Annotated in this window: 16 protein-coding genes; 9 read left to right on the top strand and 7 right to left on the bottom strand. The window is 55.3% G+C overall.

Annotated features, from left to right (window positions below):
- Positions 1 to 312 precede the first annotated feature (312 nt).
- Positions 313 to 2,526: a diguanylate cyclase gene (locus tag VN12_RS19185; protein ID WP_146678323.1), complete on the top strand. Its 2,214-nt coding sequence runs from the start codon at positions 313 to 315 to the stop codon at positions 2,524 to 2,526.
- A gap of 31 nt (positions 2,527 to 2,557) precedes the next feature.
- On the opposite strand, the gene VN12_RS19180 is transcribed toward VN12_RS19185, so the two are convergent.
- From VN12_RS19180 to aspS, 4 genes are all read right to left on the bottom strand, one after another.
- On the bottom strand, positions 2,558 to 3,355 hold the full coding sequence (locus VN12_RS19180) for a thymidylate synthase (RefSeq protein WP_146678322.1): 798 nt from the start codon (positions 3,353 to 3,355) through the stop codon (positions 2,558 to 2,560).
- Between the two features lie 4 nt (positions 3,356 to 3,359).
- Entirely contained in the window at positions 3,360 to 4,082 is a 723-nt protein-coding gene (locus tag VN12_RS19175; RefSeq protein ID WP_146678321.1) for a class I SAM-dependent methyltransferase, read from the bottom strand.
- 52 nt (positions 4,083 to 4,134) lie between these two features.
- Entirely contained in the window at positions 4,135 to 4,554 is a 420-nt protein-coding gene (gene panD, locus VN12_RS19170) for an aspartate 1-decarboxylase (RefSeq protein WP_146678320.1), read from the bottom strand.
- Positions 4,555 to 4,645: 91 nt separating this feature from the next.
- On the bottom strand, positions 4,646 to 6,529 hold the full coding sequence (gene aspS / locus VN12_RS19165) for an aspartate--tRNA ligase (protein WP_205855093.1): 1,884 nt from the start codon (positions 6,527 to 6,529) through the stop codon (positions 4,646 to 4,648).
- Positions 6,530 to 6,916: 387 nt separating this feature from the next.
- On the opposite strand from aspS, the gene VN12_RS19160 reads away from it, so the two are divergent.
- Positions 6,917 to 8,254 carry a Gfo/Idh/MocA family protein gene (locus VN12_RS19160; protein WP_146678319.1) on the top strand — a complete coding sequence of 446 codons (1,338 nt, stop codon included), beginning with the start codon at positions 6,917 to 6,919 and terminating at the stop codon, positions 8,252 to 8,254.
- A 423-nt stretch (positions 8,255 to 8,677) separates the two neighbouring features.
- A complete protein-coding gene (locus VN12_RS19155) occupies positions 8,678 to 9,922 on the top strand; it encodes a S1C family serine protease (protein ID WP_240491195.1) in 1,245 nt (414 codons plus the stop codon).
- Between the two features lie 85 nt (positions 9,923 to 10,007).
- On the opposite strand, the gene VN12_RS19150 is transcribed toward VN12_RS19155, so the two are convergent.
- Together VN12_RS19150 and VN12_RS19145 are read right to left on the bottom strand one after the other, a co-directional pair.
- Complete coding sequence (locus VN12_RS19150) at positions 10,008 to 10,364, bottom strand: carboxypeptidase regulatory-like domain-containing protein (RefSeq protein WP_146678318.1); 357 nt, start codon at positions 10,362 to 10,364, stop codon at positions 10,008 to 10,010.
- Between the two features lie 243 nt (positions 10,365 to 10,607).
- Positions 10,608 to 11,759 carry a DUF1559 domain-containing protein gene (locus VN12_RS19145; RefSeq protein ID WP_146678317.1) on the bottom strand — a complete coding sequence of 384 codons (1,152 nt, stop codon included), beginning with the start codon at positions 11,757 to 11,759 and terminating at the stop codon, positions 10,608 to 10,610.
- Positions 11,760 to 12,155: 396 nt separating this feature from the next.
- Here VN12_RS19145 and VN12_RS19140 point away from each other — a divergent pair, with 396 nt between their 5' ends.
- Positions 12,156 to 13,724 (top strand): aldehyde dehydrogenase family protein, encoded by a 1,569-nt coding sequence (locus VN12_RS19140; RefSeq protein ID WP_146678316.1) that lies wholly within the window; start codon positions 12,156 to 12,158, stop codon positions 13,722 to 13,724.
- 30 nt (positions 13,725 to 13,754) lie between these two features.
- Complete coding sequence (locus VN12_RS19135; RefSeq protein ID WP_146678315.1) at positions 13,755 to 15,308, top strand: phytoene desaturase family protein; 1,554 nt, start codon at positions 13,755 to 13,757, stop codon at positions 15,306 to 15,308.
- Here the strand turns inward: VN12_RS19135 and VN12_RS19130 are convergent.
- Positions 15,301 to 15,624: a hypothetical protein gene (locus VN12_RS19130; protein ID WP_146678314.1), complete on the bottom strand. Its 324-nt coding sequence runs from the start codon at positions 15,622 to 15,624 to the stop codon at positions 15,301 to 15,303. The two genes, VN12_RS19135 and VN12_RS19130, sit on opposite strands and share 8 nt — an antisense overlap.
- A gap of 196 nt (positions 15,625 to 15,820) precedes the next feature.
- Here VN12_RS19130 and VN12_RS19125 point away from each other — a divergent pair, with 196 nt between their 5' ends.
- The 4 genes from VN12_RS19125 to VN12_RS19110 are packed head-to-tail and all read left to right on the top strand — an operon-like array spanning position 15,821 to position 22,178.
- The gene (locus VN12_RS19125; protein WP_146678313.1) at positions 15,821 to 16,396 is read left to right on the top strand and encodes a Uma2 family endonuclease; all 576 of its coding nucleotides are present in this window, start codon (positions 15,821 to 15,823) and stop codon (positions 16,394 to 16,396) included.
- A 42-nt stretch (positions 16,397 to 16,438) separates the two neighbouring features.
- Positions 16,439 to 18,427, top strand: a complete 1,989-nt coding sequence (locus tag VN12_RS19120) for a sulfatase (protein ID WP_205855092.1) — start codon at positions 16,439 to 16,441, stop codon at positions 18,425 to 18,427.
- A 32-nt stretch (positions 18,428 to 18,459) separates the two neighbouring features.
- Entirely contained in the window at positions 18,460 to 20,838 is a 2,379-nt protein-coding gene (locus VN12_RS19115; RefSeq protein WP_168164501.1) for a DUF1592 domain-containing protein, read from the top strand.
- Entirely contained in the window at positions 20,835 to 22,178 is a 1,344-nt protein-coding gene (locus VN12_RS19110) for a DUF1552 domain-containing protein (RefSeq protein ID WP_146678311.1), read from the top strand. The genes VN12_RS19115 and VN12_RS19110 overlap by 4 nt, the downstream gene beginning before the upstream one ends.
- Positions 22,179 to 22,181 lie beyond the last annotated feature (3 nt).

Below are 22,181 nucleotides of genomic sequence, written 5' to 3'. Positions count from 1 at the left end.
GGAGAGGCAAAGACAACGCCCGAATTCGGACGAGGGAAGGAAGCTTTGGTAGTGAAGGGCTCATAAACATGGCTTGGGGCAAAGAGTCGGTGGAAAGGAAGGAGGCATGAGTTAGCGACGGAAGTATTCCAAGAACGCAGAGGAACGTGCGGACCATACGAACTGCTTGATCCGAAAAATCGTTTCAACCCGCACCTTTTCTCATTCGGCTAACGCGAATTTGAATACGAACGTTGGGCTAAGGAATTCTCCGTCGCGAACGCATCGTACAGTTTTTCACTGCGAGAAACCACACTTTTCGACGTTGGAACCATGTCAGATTTTAGCGACGTATTAAGCCAAACGGTGGGCGGCCCCTTCCCCGGTGCATCGATCCCGCTACCAATCTGTCCAACTCAGATCAACACGGAAAATGCCGGCGCATGGCAGTCGATGGTGCATGCTCGTTTTGGGACCGTTTCGAGTCTCTACGTTTCCCTCCGAGCCAAGCATCCGCCTGCGGCTGCGCATTCGCTCCGCGTTGCGTTCTGGACTTCGGCTTGGGCGACGAAGCACGAGCTGAAGGAAGATCAGCAACAGCTTTTCGAAACGCTCGCCCTGCTGCATGAAATAGGAAAGATTGGCATTCCTGATCGTGTCCTGCAAAAGCCCGAGAGGTTGTTGGAACACGAGCAGTCGATGATGGATATGCATAGCCAAGTCGGTTTAGAGATTCTTCGAGCGGCGGGAGCAAGCAAAGAGCTATTGCTCGCGATCGCGGGTCTAGGGACCAGCTATGAATCGTCCAGCAATCTGCTTTCGCCCGATATCGCGCCGCTCGCCAGCCGACTGGTCAATGTCATCGATGCATACGACTCGATGACCGCGAAGCAAGTCTATCGCGATGCGATGACACGTGAGATGGCTCTCGCGGAAATCATTCGGTTGGGTGGCACCCAATTTGATCCCAAATTGGCGAAGTCGTTCGCCGAGCTTGTATTGAGCAATGACAGGCAGCTACAAGCCCGCGTGGCGGAACGTTGGATCAATCGCATCGAACAGCACGATTTTTCACGACTGTTTGAGATGGATCGCCAGCCAGGGAACGATCGTATGGGGAGCACTCTGGTCCATTCGCTGAATGAGACCTTCTATCGCCATATGATGGACCATGTTCAAAACGGCGTTGTCTTCATCGATTCCGAATACCGTATTCTCGATTGGAATTCGGCCGCCGAACGTTTTACGGGACGATCGGTAACGTCCGTGCTTCACCAGTATTGGACACCTCAAATCGCCGGTCTCTGCGATACGGAAGGCTTTCAATTGCAAGAAGTGGATTGCCCCTTTCGCGCATTGATGACTACCGGTGAGACCAAAAAGCAGAGGCTTGCGATCCGGACGCAGGGGAGCAAGATGTTTCAGGTCCAAGTCGATGTGGTGCCGGTGATCAGCGATCGAGGTCATCTATGCGGCGGAGCCATGATCATCGAAGACGTGAGCGAAACAGCGGAACTCGAACGAAAGATCCTTCACCTAAGCGAGCGGGCTTGCCAGGATCAGCTGACCAAGCTGGCAAACCGAGGCGAACTGAACCGTCAGCTTCCCGAGTTCGTGGAATACCATCAGCGCACGGGAGAGCCGGCGAGCGTCATTATCTGCGACATTGATTTCTTTAAGAAAATCAACGATACGTACTCCCACCAAGCGGGGGACGATGCGTTGATTGCGTTTGCGAATTTGCTCAAGGAATCTTGCCGCGAATCCGACTTCGTCGCGCGCTACGGTGGCGAAGAATTCGTCATGCTCTGCGGGCAATGCGACCTTCAAGAAGCAAAGGAGTTGGCCGAAACCATCCGCAAAAAGCTTCAGCGCACTCCTATTCCTTCTCTGCGCAACCAGTGCCTCACCGCGAGTTTCGGCGTAGCGATCGTGCAGCCCGAGGACTCTACCGAAACCGTCTTGGGGCGAGCAGACCGTGGCCTGCTGATTGCAAAGGAAAGTGGCCGCGACCAAGTTGTTGCGCTAGGAGATGCTGAACCGTCTTCTCAGAAGATCCGATTGAGTTCCAAACGATCTTGGTGGGGCTGGCTCTGTTCCTCGAATGAAAAATCGATCCGAACCGAGCTCTTCACCAATGTTCCGCGGGCTGTCACGCTTGAAAAGCTCAAAGGATTTGTCCGGGAATTCCATGCAGTGGTTCAACACGTCGATAGCAACCATGTGATCCTGGACTTGGACTGCAAACAAACCCCGATTCCGAAACGGTCCGACGAGCGGTTGGGTAAATTCCGGATGTCGATCGAGGTTGCGGACATTGAGATGAAGGTGGCTGGCAAGAGTGGGAACGTGAAGGTCTGCACTCTTCTGGACGTGGAGATTTCGTCACTACGTTCTCGCGATCGAAGAAGCGAAGCGATTCGCAGCCAGTCGAATCGACTGAAAACCGCGTTACAGGGGTACTTGGTCGCACATGAATTGGATGACGTTCTCAAAGAAGAAATCGTGAGAACCATCAAGCCCGAAAGCGACTCTCGCTACGGATAACCCAATCGATGGGCTCCGGCGCAATGGAAGGTTATACCGCGACAGGCGCCGGGATATGAGGATGTGGATCGTAATCCTGTAGTTCGATATCATCGAACTCGTAATCGAGCACGCTCGGACGGAATTGCTTGAGCACGAGTCTGGGGGGAGTTCGCGGAGTGCGAGATAACTGCAATTGAGCCTGCTCGAGATGGTTGTTGTACAGGTGCACATCGCCGAGGGTATGGACAAAGTCCCCTGGTATCAATCCACAGGATCCCGCCATCATGATGGTGAGAAGGGAGTAGGATGCGATGTTGAAAGGGACACCCAGAAAGAAGTCCGCGCTGCGCTGGTAAAGCTGGCAGCTGAGCCGGTTGTTGGCGACATAAAACTGAAACAGGAGATGGCACGGTGGCAAAGCCATGTCTTGGATGTCGGCCACATTCCAAGCACTGACGATCAATCGCCTTGAGTCGGGTGACTTCATAATTTGCTGTTGCACCTGAGCAATCTGGTCGATCACTCTCCCGTCGGGGCACTCCCAGGAACGCCACTGTTTTCCGTAGACGGGACCTAATTCTCCTTGCGAATCGGCCCATTCGTCCCAAATGCTCACCCGGTTTTGCTTCAGATAGGAGATATTGGTTTCCCCGCGGAGAAACCACAAGAGTTCATAGATGATGCTCCGCAAATGAAGCTTCTTGGTCGTGATGAGCGGGAATCCCTTGGACAGGTCGAATCGCATTTGTGCGCCGAACAGGCTCCGTGTTCCCACACCGGTTCGGTCGCTCTTCGCATCACCATGCTCGATGATTTGACGCATCAGATCCAAATACTGTTGTTCCATGGGATCACGCTTGACGAGAAGAATCGGTCGATGGCTGGATTTGATCCACAGGTGCAAATGTTTGTTTCGACGACGAGGCTCTAGCGGCCAGAGTCCAATGCCGGTCGCTCGTCATGCGAATGCACTCTCGTGGGATCCCGAAAGGTTCGACGAGCGACTGAATCTCGGGTAGGGTGAGCGCGGCATGAAAACTTTGGCGTAGCAACTGCTGCCCATTCGAATCTGCTCCTCCGTAGGTCGTGACGAGTTTCTCCAACTCCTCTTCAGATTCGGGTCGAAACAAATCTCGCAAAAACAACACGCCCCCTGGACGAAGCACGCGGATCGCTTCCCGGAAGAAATTATCGTGTTCGGGCAAGTGATGGAGGAGGGTGTTGGAGATCACACCGTCGAAATAGTTATCTTGAAAGATCATGTCTTTGGCATCGACCAAGTGGAGTTGGACTCGCGATGCGCACTGAAAGACCTCTAGGTTGTAACGTGCGATCTCCAGCATCCAACGCGACGCATCGGCAGCCATGATTCGGACGTCCCGATTCAACCGACAGAGTACGGTAGGGATCAACGCCGTCCCGGTTCCCAAATCGAGAAGGTCGGTTCCTAAAGAAGGGACGGCGAGCAAGTCCTTTGCGAATGCTTCGTTGACGGCCGAATGATCCATCGCGTCGTAGGCCATTGCCTCTTCGCATGAATCCATGATCTCGGGCTCTAACGTGCGTTCCAACATAAGAAGGCTTTCCAAGTCGAGTGCACTCGAGTCTTCGCCGACCCGCTTGGTGTTAGCAGCAATCGGGCGAGGTTTCCCCCACGATGCGCCGGCGAGGACCAGCAATTTCGCGTCCGGTGTAGGTGATTTTGTTTTGGTCGTCCACAAAGACGACTTTGGGCTCCGGGATTCTCCATTCCGGCCCGGTTTCCTGTAGGAATCCGAAGGTCGCGATGATGATGATATCGCCGGGACGCACCAAGTGGGCTGCCGCGCCATTGATGCAGACATCGTTCGAGCCCTGTTCGCCCAAGATAGCGTAGGTCTCAAGCCGAGTGCCACGCGTGACGTTCCAAACATGAACCGACTCGAAGGGATCGATCCCGGCTGCCAAAAGCAAATCGGGAGGTAGCGTCAAAGACCCTTCGTAATGCAAGTCAGCTTGCGTTACGGTTGCGCGGTGAATCTTGGAACGAAGAAACTTTCTTAGCATGGCGGTATTGTCACCGGAGCGAAGCCTTTTTACCAGCCAAAATTCGCTCTGACCGTTTCGATCGCAGCACGGGCCGCGGTTGGGCCCTTCGCTAGTTTGGAGTTTGCGGTTTGGTGTCGCCGATGAAGCGAATACCGAGTTCTTTGAGCTGCTTTGGAGTGACTTCCGATGGGGCTCCCATCATCAAGTCCTCGGCTTTTTGGTTCATGGGGAACAAGATGACTTCGCGAATATTCGGTTCGTCCGCCAGGAGCATGACGATGCGGTCGACTCCGGGAGCCGATCCGCCGTGAGGCGGTGCACCGTATTTGAATGCATTGATCATTCCGCGGAATTGTTCATCGACAACGCTTTGATCGTAGCCTGCGATTTCAAACGCTTTGTACATGATCTCGGGCTTGTGATTCCGAATGGCTCCCGAGGAAAGCTCGATCCCATTGCAAACGATGTCGTACTGGTAGGCGAGAATATCGAGCGGGTCCATCGTTTGGAGCGCTTCCATTTCGCCCTGCGGCATGGAGAAGGGGTTGTGGCTGAAAATGACTTTCTGCTCGACTTCATCCCACTCGAACATCGGGAAGTCGACGATCCAACAGAACTTGAAGGTGTCTTTTTCGATCAGTCCAAGTTCGGTGCCGACCCTCGTTCGGGCTGCACCCGCCAGTTTGGCGGCGACGTTCGGTTTGGCGCAAGCAAAGAAGACGCCGTCGTCGGGGCCCAAGCCCATTTGGGAGACGAGTTGCGCGACCCGTTCAGGCCCCAAGTTCTTCGCGACCCCACCTCCGGGCTCCCCGCCTTTGAAGTTGATATAGCCGAGCCCTGCATAGCCCTCGTCCTTGGCCCATTGATTCGTGCCATCGAAGAAGCTTCGAGCACGGACCCCAGCGCCGGGCGCGGGAACGGCGCGAACCACCGAGCCTTGCTCGATCGCATTGGCGAAGACGCCAAAGCCACCGCCCCGAAAGATCTCCGTGACATCGGCGATTTCAATCGGGTTGCGCAGGTCCGGTTTGTCGCTGCCGTATTTAAGCATCGCTTCCTTGTAGGAAATGCGAGGGAACGGGGGCGGAGTGACGCTCTTTCCGTTGCTGAATTCCTCGAACACACCATGGAGAACGGGCTCGATGGCTTGGAACACGTCCTCTTGGGTGACGAAACTCATCTCGAAGTCGAGTTGGTAAAACTCACCGGGAGAGCGGTCTGCTCTCGCGTCCTCGTCTCGAAAACAGGGAGCGATTTGGAAATAGCGATCGAACCCAGCCACCATCAATAGCTGTTTGAACATCTGTGGGGCCTGCGGCAACGCATAGAACTTCCCGTGATGCAAACGGGAAGGTACGAGAAAGTCCCGGGCTCCCTCGGGGCTCGATGCGGTCAGGATCGGCGTTTGGAATTCGGTGAATCCTTGGTCGATCATCCGGCGTCGCAGGCTCGCGATGACTTGGGAGCGGAGCACGATATTGGCGTGCAGTTTTTCCCGTCGAAGGTCCAGGAAGCGATTGCGCAAGCGGATTTCTTCAGGATATTCCGCGTTGCCCGCGATCGGGAGAGGAAGCTCGGCAGCTTCGGACATGATCTCAATCGAAGTAGCCCGAACCTCGATTTCGCCAGTGGGGAGGTTGGGGTTGATTCGGTCGCCGCTCCGGGCCAGGACTTTTCCATCGACGCGAATGACCGACTCCAGCTTCACCGACTGGATGATCGAAAACGCACTGCTGTCCTTGTCCACGACGACTTGGGTTACCCCGTAATGGTCGCGGAGATCGATAAAGAGAACGTTTCCGTGGTCGCGAACCCGATAGACCCAGCCGGAAAGTCGCACAAGAGAATCGACGTCGGAGACGGCGAGTTGGGAGCAATGATGGGTTCGGTAGGGGTGCATAAACGTTTCCGCCTTGAAAGGCTCCACGGAGGGCTGGGAGCAAGCTAAATCTTGGTTTGGCAGCAACTTATCGGCTACCAAGGGGATACTCAAGGCCTATTTGCAAGAGGCAGAAAATGGCCATTGGACGCAGGTTTAGGTTTCGTGAATTCCCTTTGATCCCTGCCAAAGGGTTGCGTGAGGATCAAATCAAAGGTATAGTTTCGGTATCCGGTAAATTCAGCTCCCTTAGCCGGGGGTTTTGGCGGACTCGTTCGCCAAAAGACTGGTTCATCCTGCCGGTGCTCCACGTTGGCCTGACAGCCATTGGCTACAGCCCTTTTCCTCTTCGACTCCTATAGCAAAAGTCCTCCACTTTTGCCGGGTCCGCGTGGAGCATCCGCTCTCCTTCTAGAGGCGTTGATTCGGTCCTGATTGCTTCGGATACCATCTCTCGACCCACGCACTGCCATTTCCTATTTTGGAGTTTTCAACAGATCTATGAGTCAGCCACAAGAATCTCAGTCGACTGAATCCCGCCGCGGTTTCCTCCAGGCCGGAGGAGTCGTTGCAGCAGGTGCCGTCGCAGTGAACAGTTTGCCCATCAGCCGAGCCGCTCACACCTTCAGCAGCGATGAAATCAAAATCGGATTGGTCGGTTGCGGTGGACGAGGAACGGGTGCGGCCCTCCAAGCTCTCGACACGGCAAGCGACTCGAACCGTTTGAAACTGACCGCGGTTGCTGACCCCTTCAAATTCCGAATCGACGGGTCCTTGAGCGCGATCCAAAAGAAGCACGCCGCCCTGGTCGATTTGAAAGATCGCACCTTCGTCGGTGTCGACGCTTTCAAAAAGGTGCTTGAAAGCGATGTCGATATGGTGATCCTGGCAACCCCGCCTGGCTTCCGACCCATGCACTTCGAAGCCGCGATCAAGGCTGGCAAGCATGTGTTCATGGAAAAGCCGGTCGCGGTGGATGCTCCCGGCGTCCGACGCGTCCTCGAGGCCAACAAGATGGCCAAAGAAAAGAAGTTGGCAGTCGGCGTCGGATTGCAACGCCGGCATGAATCGGGCTACCAAGCGACGATTCAAAAGCTGCGCGACGGTGCTATCGGAGACATCATCCTGACCCGCGCCTACTGGAATATGGGAGACCTCTGGGTCCGAAACCGCGAACCACAGCAATCGGAACTCGAATACCAAATCAACAACTGGTACCACTTCAACTGGCTCAGCGGAGATCACATCTGCGAACAACACATCCACAACTTGGACGTGATCAACTGGCTGATGGATGGTTATCCCGTCGAAGCACAGGGGCAAGGAGGACGCCAGGTTCGGACCGGCAAGCAATACGGTCAAATCTATGACCACCACTTCGTCGAATTCACCTACGAGAATGGTACCAAGCTACTCTCCCAATGCCGTCAAATCTCCGGCTGCTGGAACGAAGTCAAAGAGTACGCGCACGGCAGCAAGGGCTGGTGCGAAATCAATGCAGGGAAAATCTACGATCGCGATAATAAGGTGATCTGGACCGCACCCGCGAACGAGCAAGGCCACGCGAAGGAGCACGTCGATCTCTTCGCTTCGATCCGAAAGGGCGAAATCCCCAATGAAGGTGACTACGGTGCCTACAGCACCATGACCTCGATCATGGGACGGATGGCGACCTACACCGGTAAGAAGCTCAGCTGGAAAGATTGCCTCAACAGCAAAGTCTCCCTCGCTAACACCGACGCCATGGATGACTTCTCCGACGAAGCACCTCTCAAGCCAGATGATGACGGACGTTACTGGGTTCCACAGCCTGGCCAAGACCCCGAACTCATCGTCTAGCAGGCGGTCAATCCGCAAATAGTCGTTTGACAAAATATCGGGGGGCGACCAAGCCCCTTGATTCGCTGCGAGAATCGCTGCGATAGAACATAACACGGTCCGTTTGGCAGCCTCTCTGTCGCCTGGAAGGCGAACTGCCAAACGGACCGTTTTTGTTTGAACATCCCCCGGGCACTACGGTCAGAACCACGCCTTCTTGCACAGCTTCTTTACGATTCCGACAGAACGATCGGGATAATCGATAGGGCACGAACCTATGGCACATGCGGTGGTCCTCCTACCCTTTTCGATTCGATTTGAGTTCGAAGCGCTCGATCCTCGACGGGGTACGGCCGACATCTGAGGAAAGGCTTGCTAACGTCTGCAACGGACCGCTGTGAGCTGTTTCGCCATTTGTTACAACCGCTACGAACTGCCAATCCTATGCGTGAACAATCCAGTCGCAGAAAACGCAATTCGCTTCGTGCCTGGTTCAAAGCTTGGGTTTCCAAGTCGGTGCGCGACGCTGCCGTTGTAGGTTGTGTTGCAGGTCTTTCCGGAAGTGCAATGGCGCAACAACCTGTTCCGGCATTTCCCCCGCGGGGTTCGGAGCAGATTCCCGTTTCCGTTCGAACCGGAACCGATTTCCTCTCTAACCGATCCCGCGATGAACAATACGAACAAATTGCCCAAGAGGTCGAGCTTCTCGAACGCCATCAATCATTGCTTCGACGCGTCGTTCGACTCGTCGCCCCAACCGTGGTTCACATTGAAGCCATCAAAGAGGAGCCATCCCCAGAGCGATCCAACGGAAAGCCTCGGGAAACAAAACGAATCGAAGAGGCGGGATCGGGCGTAATCGTTGCCCTCAACAACATCAACGTTATTCTTACCAATCGCCATGTGATCCATGGTGCCCCTCTGCAAAACATTCGCTTGGAAACGTCCGAGGGTGGATTGTTGACCCCCCTCCGCGTTCTCGAAGATCCTTCGACGGACGTCGCAGTGATCGAAATCGATCGAACCCTTCTCCCCACCGCCAAGATCGCCGATAGCCGGCAACTAGAGATCGGAGATTTTGTCTTCGCCGTCGGTAGCCCCTTTGGTTTGAACCATTCGGTCAGCTACGGAATCGTCAGCGCAAAAGGAAGACGCAATCTGGAGTTGGGCTCCAAAGCCATCGTCTTCCAAGACTTCATTCAAACCGATGCTGCAATCAATCCCGGCAATAGCGGTGGTCCGCTGATGAACATGCGTGGGGAAGTGGTCGGTATCAATACCGCGATTGCCAGCAACAGCGGAGGCAACGAAGGGATCGGCTTTGCTATCCCGGTCAATATCGCGGTGAGTGTCGCAAAACAACTGGTGGAGCGAGGTGAATTGCAACGCGCCTACCTCGGAGTGAGTGTCGAGAGAGCCTTTAACGCCTCCAACACCGCACCGGGAACTCCGCCCCCTCGCGGCGCCTTTGTGAAGGTGATCAAGCCGAACAGCCCTGCCGAGCAAGCCGGATTGCGGTATGGAGATATCATCCTCGAATTCGATGGAACCCCAGTCGACAACGATGAGCATCTCGTCCAGTTGGTCGGCCTGACCGGGGTCAATCGCGAAGTCGATATCATCTACATCCGCGATAGCCAGCAGTTCAAGATTCATGTCTCCCTGGCTCCCTTGCCGCTGATGAATTAGACACCGCTCTGCGAATTCACTTCACTCACCGCGCGAGGAGCGAAGTGCGATTCATGTCATTCTTGCAATGCCGTTCTGCGGTGCGCTACTTCAAGTCGATAGCAATCGGCCCGCGGTCGTTCGGCTGGATCTCGATCTGCAGATCTGTTTTATCGAGTGTGGCGTACTTGTTCGGCAGCGCATTCGGCTTCGCGACGATAGTGCCTTTGGAAACCGAAACTTCGTGCTGCACCACGGTCACTCGATACTTGCCCGCCGGTATGCCATCTGACTGAACGTACGTCCAGATATCAAAAGTTCCAGATGGATCCGATTTGGCCTTCGGCCGGACGTCATCTGGAAACGAAACGTCGACGGGAAAGAACGCCAGCTCAGCCCCCGCCACAGGTTTCCCTTTGTACTGAACCACCCCGCTCACAGGATAGGTTTTCTCCCATGGCATGGAGGGTTTTGAACATCCTGTTGCACCTATGCAGGCCACTGCCGTCACCAAGAATGTTACCGCAAGCGGGGAAAGGAACTTAAAGCGTGGCGATAGCGATGGAATCAAAATCAATACTCCTTTCAAGAAATCCTCGGAGTGCAAACCGATGTCTGCACCGCGGTACCATGGGTTTTGGGATGGGTACCATGGGCTTTGGGATGCATGGGACTGCGGCGCGAAAGACGCCACCTCGTTACGTGATCAAAACTCACCTGGGATTTCACCACCTGCGGGTGTTGCCAGGGAGATGAAGACAGCGAGGTTGACCCCTTCGCTGATGAACTGAACCGATCCATCCCCAAGGGCAAAGTGAGCTCCGCCGGTGTGGAACGAATAAGGGGCACCGGTTCCGTGGGTGGCGATAGGTAACCCGAGAATGGTCTGCGCGATGCCTTGCGGGGTATACGTCAAACCGCGGATGTTATGTCCGTTCGTCGAGTTGAAGGAAACCGTCCCCCCCAACACACCTCTCGGATCGTTGGTCGAACCGAATAGCATGAGATCGCTTGCGGGCCGAGACCATCCTCCCGAGTTCAATCGATCGGTGTTGGATGAAGACGCATCCGTATCGTTGAGTGCATTACCTCCCGATAACTTCTTGCGTTTCGCATACACAAAAGGGCGCCCCGCCGACTCCGCGATGGCCAACGTATTCGAAAGACCATCCGAGACGTTGCTGAACTTGTAACCTTTGCTCGTCTGAAGTCCCGTCGATGGGTTGATGGTCGCATTCTTTGGGAAGAAGCCACGTACATAGGTGTAGGGAGGATTCACGCCCGCGAACACTTCTGCCGGATCGCGATAGAGTTCGGGTGGGGCGCTCAAGCCGAGTGTTTGCGTGAATACGCCGGGGGCGATGCCAAAGATGGGGGAATAGTCGGTCGACGACGCAATGCCCGGGATGAAGGCCGCCGTGCTCCCCGGTGGGGCCGTGTCCAGCGCGCCACCATCGGGATTGGATGGGCATACGAAGGCAGGAATACGCGTTTGAGACAATGCGATATTCGTCCCTTGATTCCAGTTGATGGCTTTGTTGTAGCGATCGTAGATCGCGTTCTGCTCCAAGAAGGGTAGCAGATCCGTGAGAACCGAAACCCGGCTTTGCTCTCCGGAGCTTGCAACATTGGAAGGTGGGCGAAGACTGGTCGGAACTTCTTTGCGAGCGCTCTCAAAGTTATGAACCGCGAGACCCAGCTGCTTGAGATTGTTCGAGCACTGCATCCGACGAGCTGCTTCGCGGGCCGCTTGCACGGCAGGCAAGAGTAGGCCTACTAAAATACCAATGATAGCAATGACTACGAGCAGCTCGACGAGCGTGAAGCCGCGGTGCTGAGGGAATCGATATCGTCGCATGGGAAACGTCCTGTGGAATGGAATCCTAAGTGAATAAAAGAAAGGGAGAACCCGGGCGTGGAAGTTCTCGGGTTGGCATCAGCACTATTGCGTAGAACGCATGGGTCGTGCCAATTGGGGGGGAAATAGGAAAATCGGGTGTCGCCGTGGATGACTGTGGGCTGCAAGGGCGCTGCGATACCTCGAAAAAGATAGAAAAGGAATCGAGAGACGAGATCGATTTGCCCCGGTTGGAATAAGGCTTCCAATGGGAGTGGCTAGTAAATCTGCTGGTAGGTTTCCCTTGAAGGAACACGGACCGTGTTCCGAGACGGCCATGGTCTTAGGAAAGGAGGGAGGAATACGCTGCGATTTCAAGCCCTACCTGGAGTGCAGGGATACTGATATGCTCATGGCATGAATGTCGATGCGTCCTTTTTGTCCAAGCTTTCAAGCATTCCCCACAAAGCCGGAAGCTCCCCGAAAGAGAGCGAGTTCTCGCGCGCCTACGGAGCTCAGCTGGCATGGAGTCAGCTGCCGCTCAAGGAGCGATTGAGCAGGCTCAAGAAAGTGCGAAGCCTGCTGGTGCATTACCGGCGGGAGTTGGCCGACGCGATTCAAACCCCAACGCGGCAAGGGTATCGAGAGACCGTTGCCGCGGAGTTGCTTCCCTTGGCCGATGCTGCGAGATGGGTCTGCAGACGAGCACGCAAGATTTTGAAGACGCGCTATGCGAGCCGCTGGGTAACCCCGTTTTGGCTGGGAGGTCTCCATTCCACGGTGGAGCGAGTTCCCCATGGCTTGGTCTTGATCATCGGGGCGGGCAATTATCCGTTGCTGTTGACTGGCGTACAAACTTTGCAGGCGTTGGCGGCCGGAAACGGTGTCGTGATCAAGCCGGCTCCCGGCGCGGAAAGGGTCACCGAGTTGTGGGTGAAGATCCTGGAAGAATCAGGGGTCCCCGAGGGCTTGATCTTGGTGTTGGATAGCAGCATCGCGGCCGCCGAGCATGCGATGGAAATTGGTGTCGATAAAGTCGTGATGACAGGTAGCAGCGCATCAGGCCGCACGGTCCTCGGACGGCTGGCGAACTCGTTGACTCCTGCCACCATGGAATTGAGTGGCTGCGATGCGGTCTACGTACTGCCGGGGGCCGATATGCATCGCGTTTGCGATTTGCTCTTGTTCGGATTGCGGCTCAACGGTGGCGCGACTTGCATGGCCCCGCGAAGGGTCTTTATCACCCGAAAAGCGTCTGAGGTGTTCCATCGATTGCTAGCCCAGCGACTTGCGCAAGAGAATCAAAGGGATTGGAGCTCCCCTATTCCAACATCCGTTTATCGCCGAGTCTGGGATGGCGTCGAAAACGCGGTAGCCCAGGGTGCCAAGGTATTCGAAAGCCATGGACGACATCCACTTCCCGATCTGCGGACCTTGGAGCGGAACGATTCGAGCGAGTCGGGTAATACCAAGACAGTGGCGATGGGGCACCTGGTTCTCACCGATATGACTCCCGCCATGGACATGTGCTCGTGGGACATTTTCGCGCCGGTGTTGATGATCATTCCGGTGGACGATTGGGCGGATGCTTTGCAAGCAGACTCGCAATGCCCGTATGCACTTTCGGCAAGCATCTTCGGTCCCTTGGAAGACGCATTGCGGATCACCAAATACATCACCGCCGGTTGCATCACGATCAACGACTTGATCGTCCCAACGGCGGATCCGCAACTCCCATTCGGCGGCCGTGGCGAAAGCGGATTTGGTGTGACGCGAGGGGATGAAGGGCTTCTCTCGATGACCGTTCCCAAGGTCGTTTCGGTTCGCAAAGGGGCTTGGCTACCCCACGCTCAGCCCCCGACACCGGCCGACGAATCCGTCCTAGACGGATTGCTACAATGCGTCCACTCGAGCACTTGGCTGGCTCGTTGGAATGGCGTTCGGCAGATTGTTCAAGCTATTTTGGCGATGCGAAACAAGCAATAACCCACAAAAAATCGGACTTTGAGGTTTGTCATGATCCAACAAAACGGTCGTTCCTTGAACATAGGCGTCGTCGGCGGAGGACTCGCCGGCCTCGCCGCAGCCTGCACGCTCGCGGCCCGTGGGCACCGCGTTACGCTGCTGGAAAAGAACGAATGGGTCGGTGGCAAGGCAGCCGTTCATCAGCAGGACGGATACCGATTCGATATGGGACCGACCATTCTCACACTGCCATCGGTCCTCAAACGCATCTTCAGTGAAGCCAATCGCAAGCTCGAGGATTACATGGATCTGGTCCCGCTCGATCCACAGTGGCGATGCTTCTTCGAAGACGGCAGCGTTCTAGACCTCATCTCCGATATCCAAAAGATGCGAGAGAACTTGGACAAATTCTCCAAGAACCCTGGTGCAGGGGCTGGTTACGAACGATTCATGCAAATCTCGAAGCAGTTGCACAAAGTATCAGACAAGTTCTTCTTCTGGCGGAGCGTTGGAGGTATTGCCGATACGATGGAGGTGGGAGGGGCTTTTTCACCTGCCGTTCTGAAGGATGTATTGTCCCTTCGCATGGGGAGATCGGTTGCGGGATTGGTCCGGTCGTGTGTTCCAGACGAACGGGCCGCGCAAATGATCGACCACTTCACCCAATACGTCGGATCGTCCCCTGAAGCCTCCCCTGCGGTTCTGTGCGGGATCGCGCATATGCAAACTGAGGAAGGGGTGTGGTATCCGATTGGCGGTACTCGAGCGGTTCCCGTCGCCTTGGAAAAGCTCGCGAGAGAATTGGGCGTGGATATACGAACGAGCATCGATGTCGTCTCCATTCAAAACGATGGTCAATCGGTGCGCGGCGTTACGACCGCATCCGGCGAAACATTCCAATTCGATGCGGTGGTTTCGAACTGCGATAGCGTCCGAACACACCGCGAATTGCTAAACGGAACAGCGACCGAGAAGAAGTTTGAGAAACGACGCAAGTACGAACCGGCTTGCTCCGGAGTCGTGCTCTATCTGGGACTAAACCAGAAGTACGACCATCTGCTTCACCATAATTTTGTTTTCTCCAAAGATCCCCACGAAGAGTTCGATTACATCTACCGACAAGGCAAACCGGCTCCCGATCCGACAGCTTATGTGTGCGCCCCCTCGATCAGCGAACCTGCTGTTGCACCGCCAGGAGGAGAAGCTTTGTACATCTTGGTCCATACCCCCTATCTGAGACCCGAGCACGATTGGAGCAAGATGTTACCCGAATATCGGGAAGTGATCCTGGACAAGCTGGAACGGACAGGAGGCATGAAAGGGATTCGCGATCGCATCGTTTGCGAGGCCTCGTTGACCCCCGAAGGAATCCACAAACGGTACCGGGTTCTCAATGGTGCCATCTATGGTTTGGCCAGCCACGGCAAGTATCTGGGGGCATTCAAGCCTGCGAACCGCTCCAAGGATCTGAAGGGCCTCTATTTGGCTGGGGGGGCTGCTCACCCAGGACCTGGTATGCCGATGGTCTTGATGAGTGGATGGATTGCCGGGGACACTGTCGACAACGATCACCAAGCCGGTCAGCTGGCTGCAACCGCTACGTAAGGCAGGGCTCTAGCGAGGTCGCCGATTCGATCGTGCGAATCGGCACGGGCATCAGGACATCATCGGCTCTCACGAGCCGAATCTGCGAACATCGCGCCAATTCAAACCTTCGGGGTGTTTCGCGACAAAGACAAAGTGCCAGTAGGGATTGTCCACCAAGCCATCGGATCGGGCTGATGACTCGCTCAGTAATGATTCCCGCTTTATCGATGTACTGAAGCTGAACCACCAAGTCATCTGGGTTCTGCATCGCTCGATTGATTGCCACCATCTCTTTTGCATTCATCGCTCGTCCCTTTCCTCCGTTGAGTTCCATCCTGTTACCTCTAGGATCGGTGTAGCAGGGACACGTCTGGTCAAACCATGGGGGATTTTCGAACGGAGGTGGAAAAAGAAGGTATTCAGCCTGAATCAGGGTGGATCCTATCGGGGGAATCCACCTCAGCCGGCCTGATCTCCGAGGTTATAATGGAGAGGCATCGGTCTTCCTGAAAACGCGAGGAATCCTTTCCATGGCAACCGCCCCTAAACCGTGCATCACCCCAGATGAATACTTGCATCGAGAACGCCAGGCGGAATTCCGTTCGGAGTACTTTCGGGGTGAGATGTTTGCAATGGTCGGGGCGTCGGCCAATCACAACTTGATCGTTAGCAACGGAATTCAGAGTCTGGGACTGCAACTCAAGAGAAAACCCTGTCGAGTTTTTCCAAGCGACTTGAAGTTGCGCGTGGCGGCGACGGGCCTTTATACCTATCCCGATCTTTCGGTCGTCTGCGGAGATCCTCAACTGGATTCCGATGGAGGGGATGTATTGCTTAATCCGATTATCCTGGTCGAAGTCCTATCCGATTCCACGGAAGCTTATGATCGGGGGAAGAAGTTTGAGCATTATCGAACGATTCCCGGTTTGCAGCACTATGTATTGATCGCTCAGGATCGGTACGCCATCGATTGCTTCACCCGTCGCGACGATGCCACTTGGAGCTTGGCCAGTTGCTCGACCTTGGAAGGTAAAATCGAGCTCGAGGCAATCGGATGCCAACTTCTGGCAGCCGACGTGTACGACAAGGTCGTCTTTCCCGCCTAGACTCGGTCTGTCTATCCAACCAACACCTCCCTTACGATCTCCATGATGAACCTCCTCTCTCCTTCATGGGCGAGCATGCGATCCTCCTTCCACATACTCGTGTGCATCGGTCTGTCGCTTCTCGGGGCAATGAACCTTCATGCAGAGGAGGTGCCCCAACGCAACGTCGTTTTCATCTTGGCGGATGATCTGGGCTGGAGCGACACCACGCTGTATGGCACAACGAGCTTGTACGACACGCCCCATGTTCAGCGACTGGCGAAGCTCGGTATGACCTTTACGAGGGCTTACTCAGCAAGTCCCCTCTGTTCTCCCAATCGCTCCGCGATCTTGACCGGCCTCAGTCCTGCACGAACGGGCATCACCACCCCCAATTGCCACTTGCCACAAGTTGTCCTTAACGCCTCGGTAGGTACGCGTGCACCTCCTAATCAAATGGCGATCCAACCCAATCCTGTGACACGATTGAAGAGGGAGTATCGAACTTTGGCCGAGGCCTTCCGGGAGGCGGGCTACGCCACGGGTCATTTCGGCAAGTGGCACTTAGGGGCAGAACCTTATTCCCCCCTTCAACAGGGATTCGACGTGGATATACCGCATCACCCGGGGCCGGGCCCGGCGGGAAGCTACGTTGCTCCGTGGAAGTTTCCCTCCTTTCAAGAGAAGGTCGCTTCCGAGCATATCGAAGATCGCATAGCCGACGAAGCGGTCGCATGGCTGGAAGCCAATCGAGACAAACCGTTTTTCCTCAACTATTGGATGTTCAGTGTGCACGCCCCGTTCGATGCGAAACCGGATCGAATCGAAAAGTACCGAAAGCGGGTGAAGTCCAGTGATCCACAGCGGAGTCCCACCTACGCCGCGATGGTATCGAGCATGGACGATGCGGTCGGCCGGTTACTCGACGCCCTGGAGAGACTGCAATTGATCGACAAAACGATCATCGTCTTCACCTCGGACAATGGCGGGAACATGTATAGCGACTTGGATGGTTATGTACCTACCGATAACCAACCCTGGCGCGGAGGAAAGGCGACGATGTACGAAGGGGGAACTCGTGTTCCATGCGTGATATCTTGGCCTGGCATCACACAGCCAGAAAGCCAATCGGACGCGTTGATCCAAAGTGAGGATTTTTTTCCGACACTTCTTCATGGTCTTGGTATTCCTACCGGCGTGGACTATCCGCTGGATGGGGCGGACATCGTGCCTGCTCTTCGCGGTGAGCCACTGCATCGCCCACCTACCTTCCAGTACTTTCCACACTCGCCCTTGGTTCCCGACTGGTTACCACCCGCGGTTGCCGTTCATCACGAGCGATGGAAACTGATTCGCATTTTCCACGGATCGGGAAATGGATCTCATCGGTATCTCCTGTACGACCTTGAGAAGGATCCTGGCGAGCAAAATAATTTGGCTGCCAAGGAGCCTGAGAAAGTTGTCGAACTGGATGTCATGATCGAAGGCTTCCTCCAAAGCACCCATGCGGTAGTGCCGGTCCGCAATCCAAACTTTGATCCATCCCGATACGATCCCGAGGAGGAGGGAAAGCCTAAAGCCAAACGCGCATCCGATGCATCCGCGACGACGTCGAAGGCAGTCAACACGAACGACAAACCTCTGCCGGAATTGCTGGGATGGCGAGCGCGAGGATGCACCGCGCAAGTCAAAGACGGAGTCGCAAAGTTCCTTCCGACCACCGAACGCCCCTTTCTCGGTTTCCCCATGGGTAAACTCCCATCTCATTCCAAGCTGCAAATTCGACTTCGCGGTCCCGAAGGAACTGGGCATGTAGCTTGGCTCGAGAATGCTGGCTTGTCTTCGAACAAAGAGTTGCACCATGTCGATTACCAACTCCCCTCGGATTCTTGGAATGAGATCGTGATAGAAATACCTGAGACCGGTCCAACCCAAGGGATCCTTCGGCTCTTTTTACCCTCGAGCCCATCGCGAGTTGCGAAACAAGACTTCGTTCAGATCGACTGGATCAAACTGGTCGCGCCGGGGGCGAACCGCGTATGGGATTTTTGAAAGCCGAGCCATTCGAGAGGATGGGGCATACGATGTTCGCAAACAGAATTGCCGCAGCATGCGGAGTCATACTCTTGGTCTCTCTCGCTTCCGAGTGGAACCCCTCCGCAATCGCGATGGGACCTCCCGTGGAGCGGCTCTTCAACGAATCCTGTCTGGATTGCCATGCCGGCCCATCGCCGGAGGGTTCTTTTTCGGTCGAAGGGCTGTTGTCCCAATCCGCCAGTTGGGACAGCCCAGACTTGGACACCAAGCCTTGGGAGCGGATCCTACGCAAGCTGCGGGCAGGGCAAATGCCACCCCCCTCGCATGACCGACCGGACCCGGCGTTGCTCCAGGCAGCGCGATCGGAAATGGAGCAGGGGCTTCAACAGCAGAGCGAAGCCCATCCACGCGTAGCAAAAACTCCAGGGTTGCGACGTTTGACCCGCACCGAATATCAGAATGCCATCCGCGATTTGATGGGAATCCCGATTGATGCTGCAGCCTTCCTACCAAAGGATGAATCCAGCCAAGGTTTTGACAATATCACGGTGGGCGAGTGGACGCCCGCGTTCATTTCGAGAGCGGTTCAAGCTGCTCAAAATGTCAGTCGTTTGGCGCTCGGAATTCAGGAGCTTGGTCCAGCTGGAATCACCGTTCGTATTCCGCCCGATCGAAGCCAGGAGTCTCATGTGGACGGGCTCCCGCTCGGAACTCGCGGTGGTGCGCAGTTCGAATACGCGTTCCCTGCAACGGGGATCTATGAAATCCAGGTTCGGTTGACGCGAGATCGCGACGAAAAAGTGGAGGGGCTCAGCAAGGCAACGGATCTTGATATTTTGATCGAGCGCGCTCCGGTGCATCGGTTTGCAATACAGAAGCCGACGCAAGGTGACGATCACACGTTGATCGATGCCAATCTCCGAGTTCGAATCCCGGTAGAAGCGGGAGTGCGTCGCGTCGGCGCAACCTTTCCAGCGACCAGTGCGTCCCTTTTGGAGATCAAACGACAACCATTCGATGCGTCCTACAATCGACACCGGCACCCGCGCATGCACCCAGCGATTTACGAAATATCAATCGTGGGCCCGCTGGATCGAAAGACGGATGTCATCCCAGACACACCGGTCACCCGAATGCTATTTGCGGGAGCTTCGGTGCAACCGGATGCTGCGGATGAGGCTCAAGTGGCTAAAGGTGTGTTGGAGAGGCTCGCGCGACGCGCGTACCGAAGACCGATCCACGACGAGGATTTAGAGACTCCGCGGAAGATGTTTGAGCTTGCGGCCAAGTCGCGAGGGTTTGCCCATGGACTGGAGGCGGGAATCGCATCGATTTTGGTCAATCCGAATTTCTTGCTTCGAATCGAATCGTCGAACGAAGAACCCTCGATCGATTCGCCTCCTCTCGTGCCCCTGAGTCCAGTCGAATTGGCGAGTCGACTCTCTTTTTTTCTGTGGAGCAGTATTCCTGACGAAGAATTGTTACGACTAGCCGAAAGCGGTCGATTGCGAGAGCCTTCGATCCTGGAGGAGCAAGTAAAACGCATGCTGCGCGATCCCCGGGCCGAGGCATTGGTGACTAACTTCGCATCGCAGTGGCTCTATCTCCGCAATCTATCGAGTATTTCTCCCGATCTACGGTTGTACCCCGATTTCGATGACAACTTGCGAAACGCGATGCGTGAAGAAACCGAGTCGCTCGTCCGCGAAGTCTTGTTGGAGAATCGCTCGGTCCTCCAGCTCATTCAAAGCGAACATTCGTTTATGAATGAGCGACTCGCGGTCCATTATGGAATATCGGGAATCTTGGGGAGCGAAACGAGACGCGTTGAGAACGTCGGAGAATTCCATCGAGGTGGAATACTTCGACACGCCAGTCTCCTGTCGGTAACGTCGTATGCGACTCGGACCTCTCCGACGATTCGAGGAAGCTGGGTTTTAGAAAATATCCTGGGTACGCCACCGCTACCGCCTCCCCCCAATATCCCCGCGTTGGGAGAGCGTTCATCGTCCCGTCCGGCTTCAACTCGCGAACGATTGGCCCAGCACCGCGAGAATCCAGCGTGTGCATCCTGTCATGAACTGATCGATCCAGTCGGATTTGTGCTCGAATCGTACGATGCCCTTGGTCGATGGAGACATTGGGATGGAGACGCGGCTATCGATTCTGCGACGGTTCTGCCGGATGGGAAGCGGGCGTCATCGGTTGCCGATCTGGAGTCCAGCATTCTGGAGCGGCCGGATGCATTCGTTGGTACATTGGTAGAGAAGCTGTTGACTTATGGGCTTGGAAGGGGCGCCGAAATCGAAGACGGACCCTATGTAAGAGAAATTGTAAGAAAAGCCGCCGCAGACGATTTCCGGTTTCATACGATTCTCCTCGCCATCACGCAAAGCCGTCCTTTCCTTATGAGGCACAAGGAATGATTCTCAAGAAATCGCTCGATCGACGCACACTCCTTCGCGGTACGGGCGTCGCGTTATCGCTTCCGCTGCTCGACGCTATGGTGCCAGCCATGACAGCGCAAGCTGCGACGGTCGCAAGTCGTCAGAATCTAAAACGGATCGGTTACGTGTATGTACCGATGGGGTATTACGCAAAGGAATGGAAGCCCGAGAGCGAATCGCTAGAGAATCTCCCGTCGAGTCTCTCCCCGCTCCAACCTCTCGCGAAGGATATCAGCGTTCTCTCTGGTTTCGACTTGCAGAATGCCTATCCGGGTTCCCATGCGACTTCGAATTCGGCCTTTCTCAGCGCAGCGAGAGCGAAGCTGACGGAGAGCACGGATTACTACTTGGGAACGACAGTCGATCAAATCGCGGCGAAGCGAATCGGAGCCGAAACGCAGCTTCCCTCTCTCGAACTTTCCATGGATCTCTTGTCGACAGTAGGGCAGTGCGACAACGGATACGCGTGCGTTTATCAGAACAATCTCTCCTGGTCCTCGCCGACCACACCCCTTCCCGCAGAAGCACATCCACGATTGGTATTCGAGAGTTTGTTCGGCGAAGGTGGTGACGCGCAGCAACGGCAGGAAGCCTTGCGACAAAAAGCGAGTCTCCTCGACTCGGTGACCCAGGAGATCTCGCGGCTCAAAAAGAGAGTCGGAGCTTCGGATCGCCAACGGATCGAAAGCTATCTCGAAAACGTTCGCGATGTGGAGCAACGCATTCAGAAAGCGGAACGAAGTGTGCTCGAGAATCCCTTGCCTGATTTGGATCGCCCCACAGGCGTCCCAATCCAGTACGCAGACCATGCGCGATTGATGTTCGATCTGCAGTTACTCGCTTTCCAAGGGGATATCACACGGGTCACGACCTTTCAGTTGGCCCGCGAGGCGAGCAATCGTACGTATCCTGAGATCGGTGTCCCCGACCCTCACCATCCGATCACGCATCACGGCGGGGACCCCGAAAAGCTTCAGAAGGTTGCCAAGATCAACCAATTCCATATCGCGTTGTTCGCAGAGTTTCTCGCTAAATTGAAGGCGACTCCCGAAGGAGAAGGAAACCTGCTCGACCATTCTCTCTTTCTCTATGGCAGCGGCATGGGAGATCCCGATGCGCACGATCACTCGGACCTTCCTATCTTGGTCGCAGGAGGAGCAGCGGGGCAACATCGCGGGGGTAAACACATTCAACTGCAGAGCGCGACACCGCTTTCGAATTTGCATCTCACCCTGCTAAACAAAGTGGGCGTTCCCTTGGAAACATTCGCGGATAGCACCGGCACGATCGATCACCTTTTTGATCCTGTCACGCTCTAGATC

The organism is Pirellula sp. SH-Sr6A (assembly GCF_001610875.1).
Classification (GTDB): Bacteria; Planctomycetota; Planctomycetia; order Pirellulales; family Pirellulaceae; genus JBKCUI01.
This window is presented reverse-complemented; position numbering and strand designations above follow the sequence as displayed.

Bases quoted from the DNA above. Each gene is read 5' to 3' on its own strand.
- VN12_RS19185 (WP_146678323.1), top strand. From the start codon at position 313: ATGTCAGATTTTAGCGACGTATTAAGCCAAACGGTGGGCGGCCCCTTC.
- VN12_RS19180 (WP_146678322.1), bottom strand. From the start codon at position 3,355: ATGGAACAACAGTATTTGGATCTGATGCGTCAAATCATCGAGCATGGT.
- VN12_RS19175 (WP_146678321.1), bottom strand. From the start codon at position 4,082: ATGTTGGAACGCACGTTAGAGCCCGAGATCATGGATTCATGCGAAGAG.
- panD (WP_146678320.1), bottom strand. From the start codon at position 4,554: ATGCTAAGAAAGTTTCTTCGTTCCAAGATTCACCGCGCAACCGTAACG.
- VN12_RS19160 (WP_146678319.1), top strand. From the start codon at position 6,917: ATGAGTCAGCCACAAGAATCTCAGTCGACTGAATCCCGCCGCGGTTTC.
- VN12_RS19155 (WP_240491195.1), top strand. From the start codon at position 8,678: ATGCGTGAACAATCCAGTCGCAGAAAACGCAATTCGCTTCGTGCCTGG.
- VN12_RS19150 (WP_146678318.1), bottom strand. From the start codon at position 10,364: ATGCCATGGGAGAAAACCTATCCTGTGAGCGGGGTGGTTCAGTACAAA.
- VN12_RS19145 (WP_146678317.1), bottom strand. From the start codon at position 11,759: ATGCGACGATATCGATTCCCTCAGCACCGCGGCTTCACGCTCGTCGAG.
- VN12_RS19140 (WP_146678316.1), top strand. From the start codon at position 12,156: ATGAATGTCGATGCGTCCTTTTTGTCCAAGCTTTCAAGCATTCCCCAC.
- VN12_RS19135 (WP_146678315.1), top strand. From the start codon at position 13,755: ATGATCCAACAAAACGGTCGTTCCTTGAACATAGGCGTCGTCGGCGGA.
- VN12_RS19130 (WP_146678314.1), bottom strand. From the start codon at position 15,624: ATGGAACTCAACGGAGGAAAGGGACGAGCGATGAATGCAAAAGAGATG.
- VN12_RS19125 (WP_146678313.1), top strand. From the start codon at position 15,821: ATGGCAACCGCCCCTAAACCGTGCATCACCCCAGATGAATACTTGCAT.
- VN12_RS19120 (WP_205855092.1), top strand. From the start codon at position 16,439: ATGATGAACCTCCTCTCTCCTTCATGGGCGAGCATGCGATCCTCCTTC.
- VN12_RS19115 (WP_168164501.1), top strand. From the start codon at position 18,460: ATGTTCGCAAACAGAATTGCCGCAGCATGCGGAGTCATACTCTTGGTC.
- VN12_RS19110 (WP_146678311.1), top strand. From the start codon at position 20,835: ATGATTCTCAAGAAATCGCTCGATCGACGCACACTCCTTCGCGGTACG.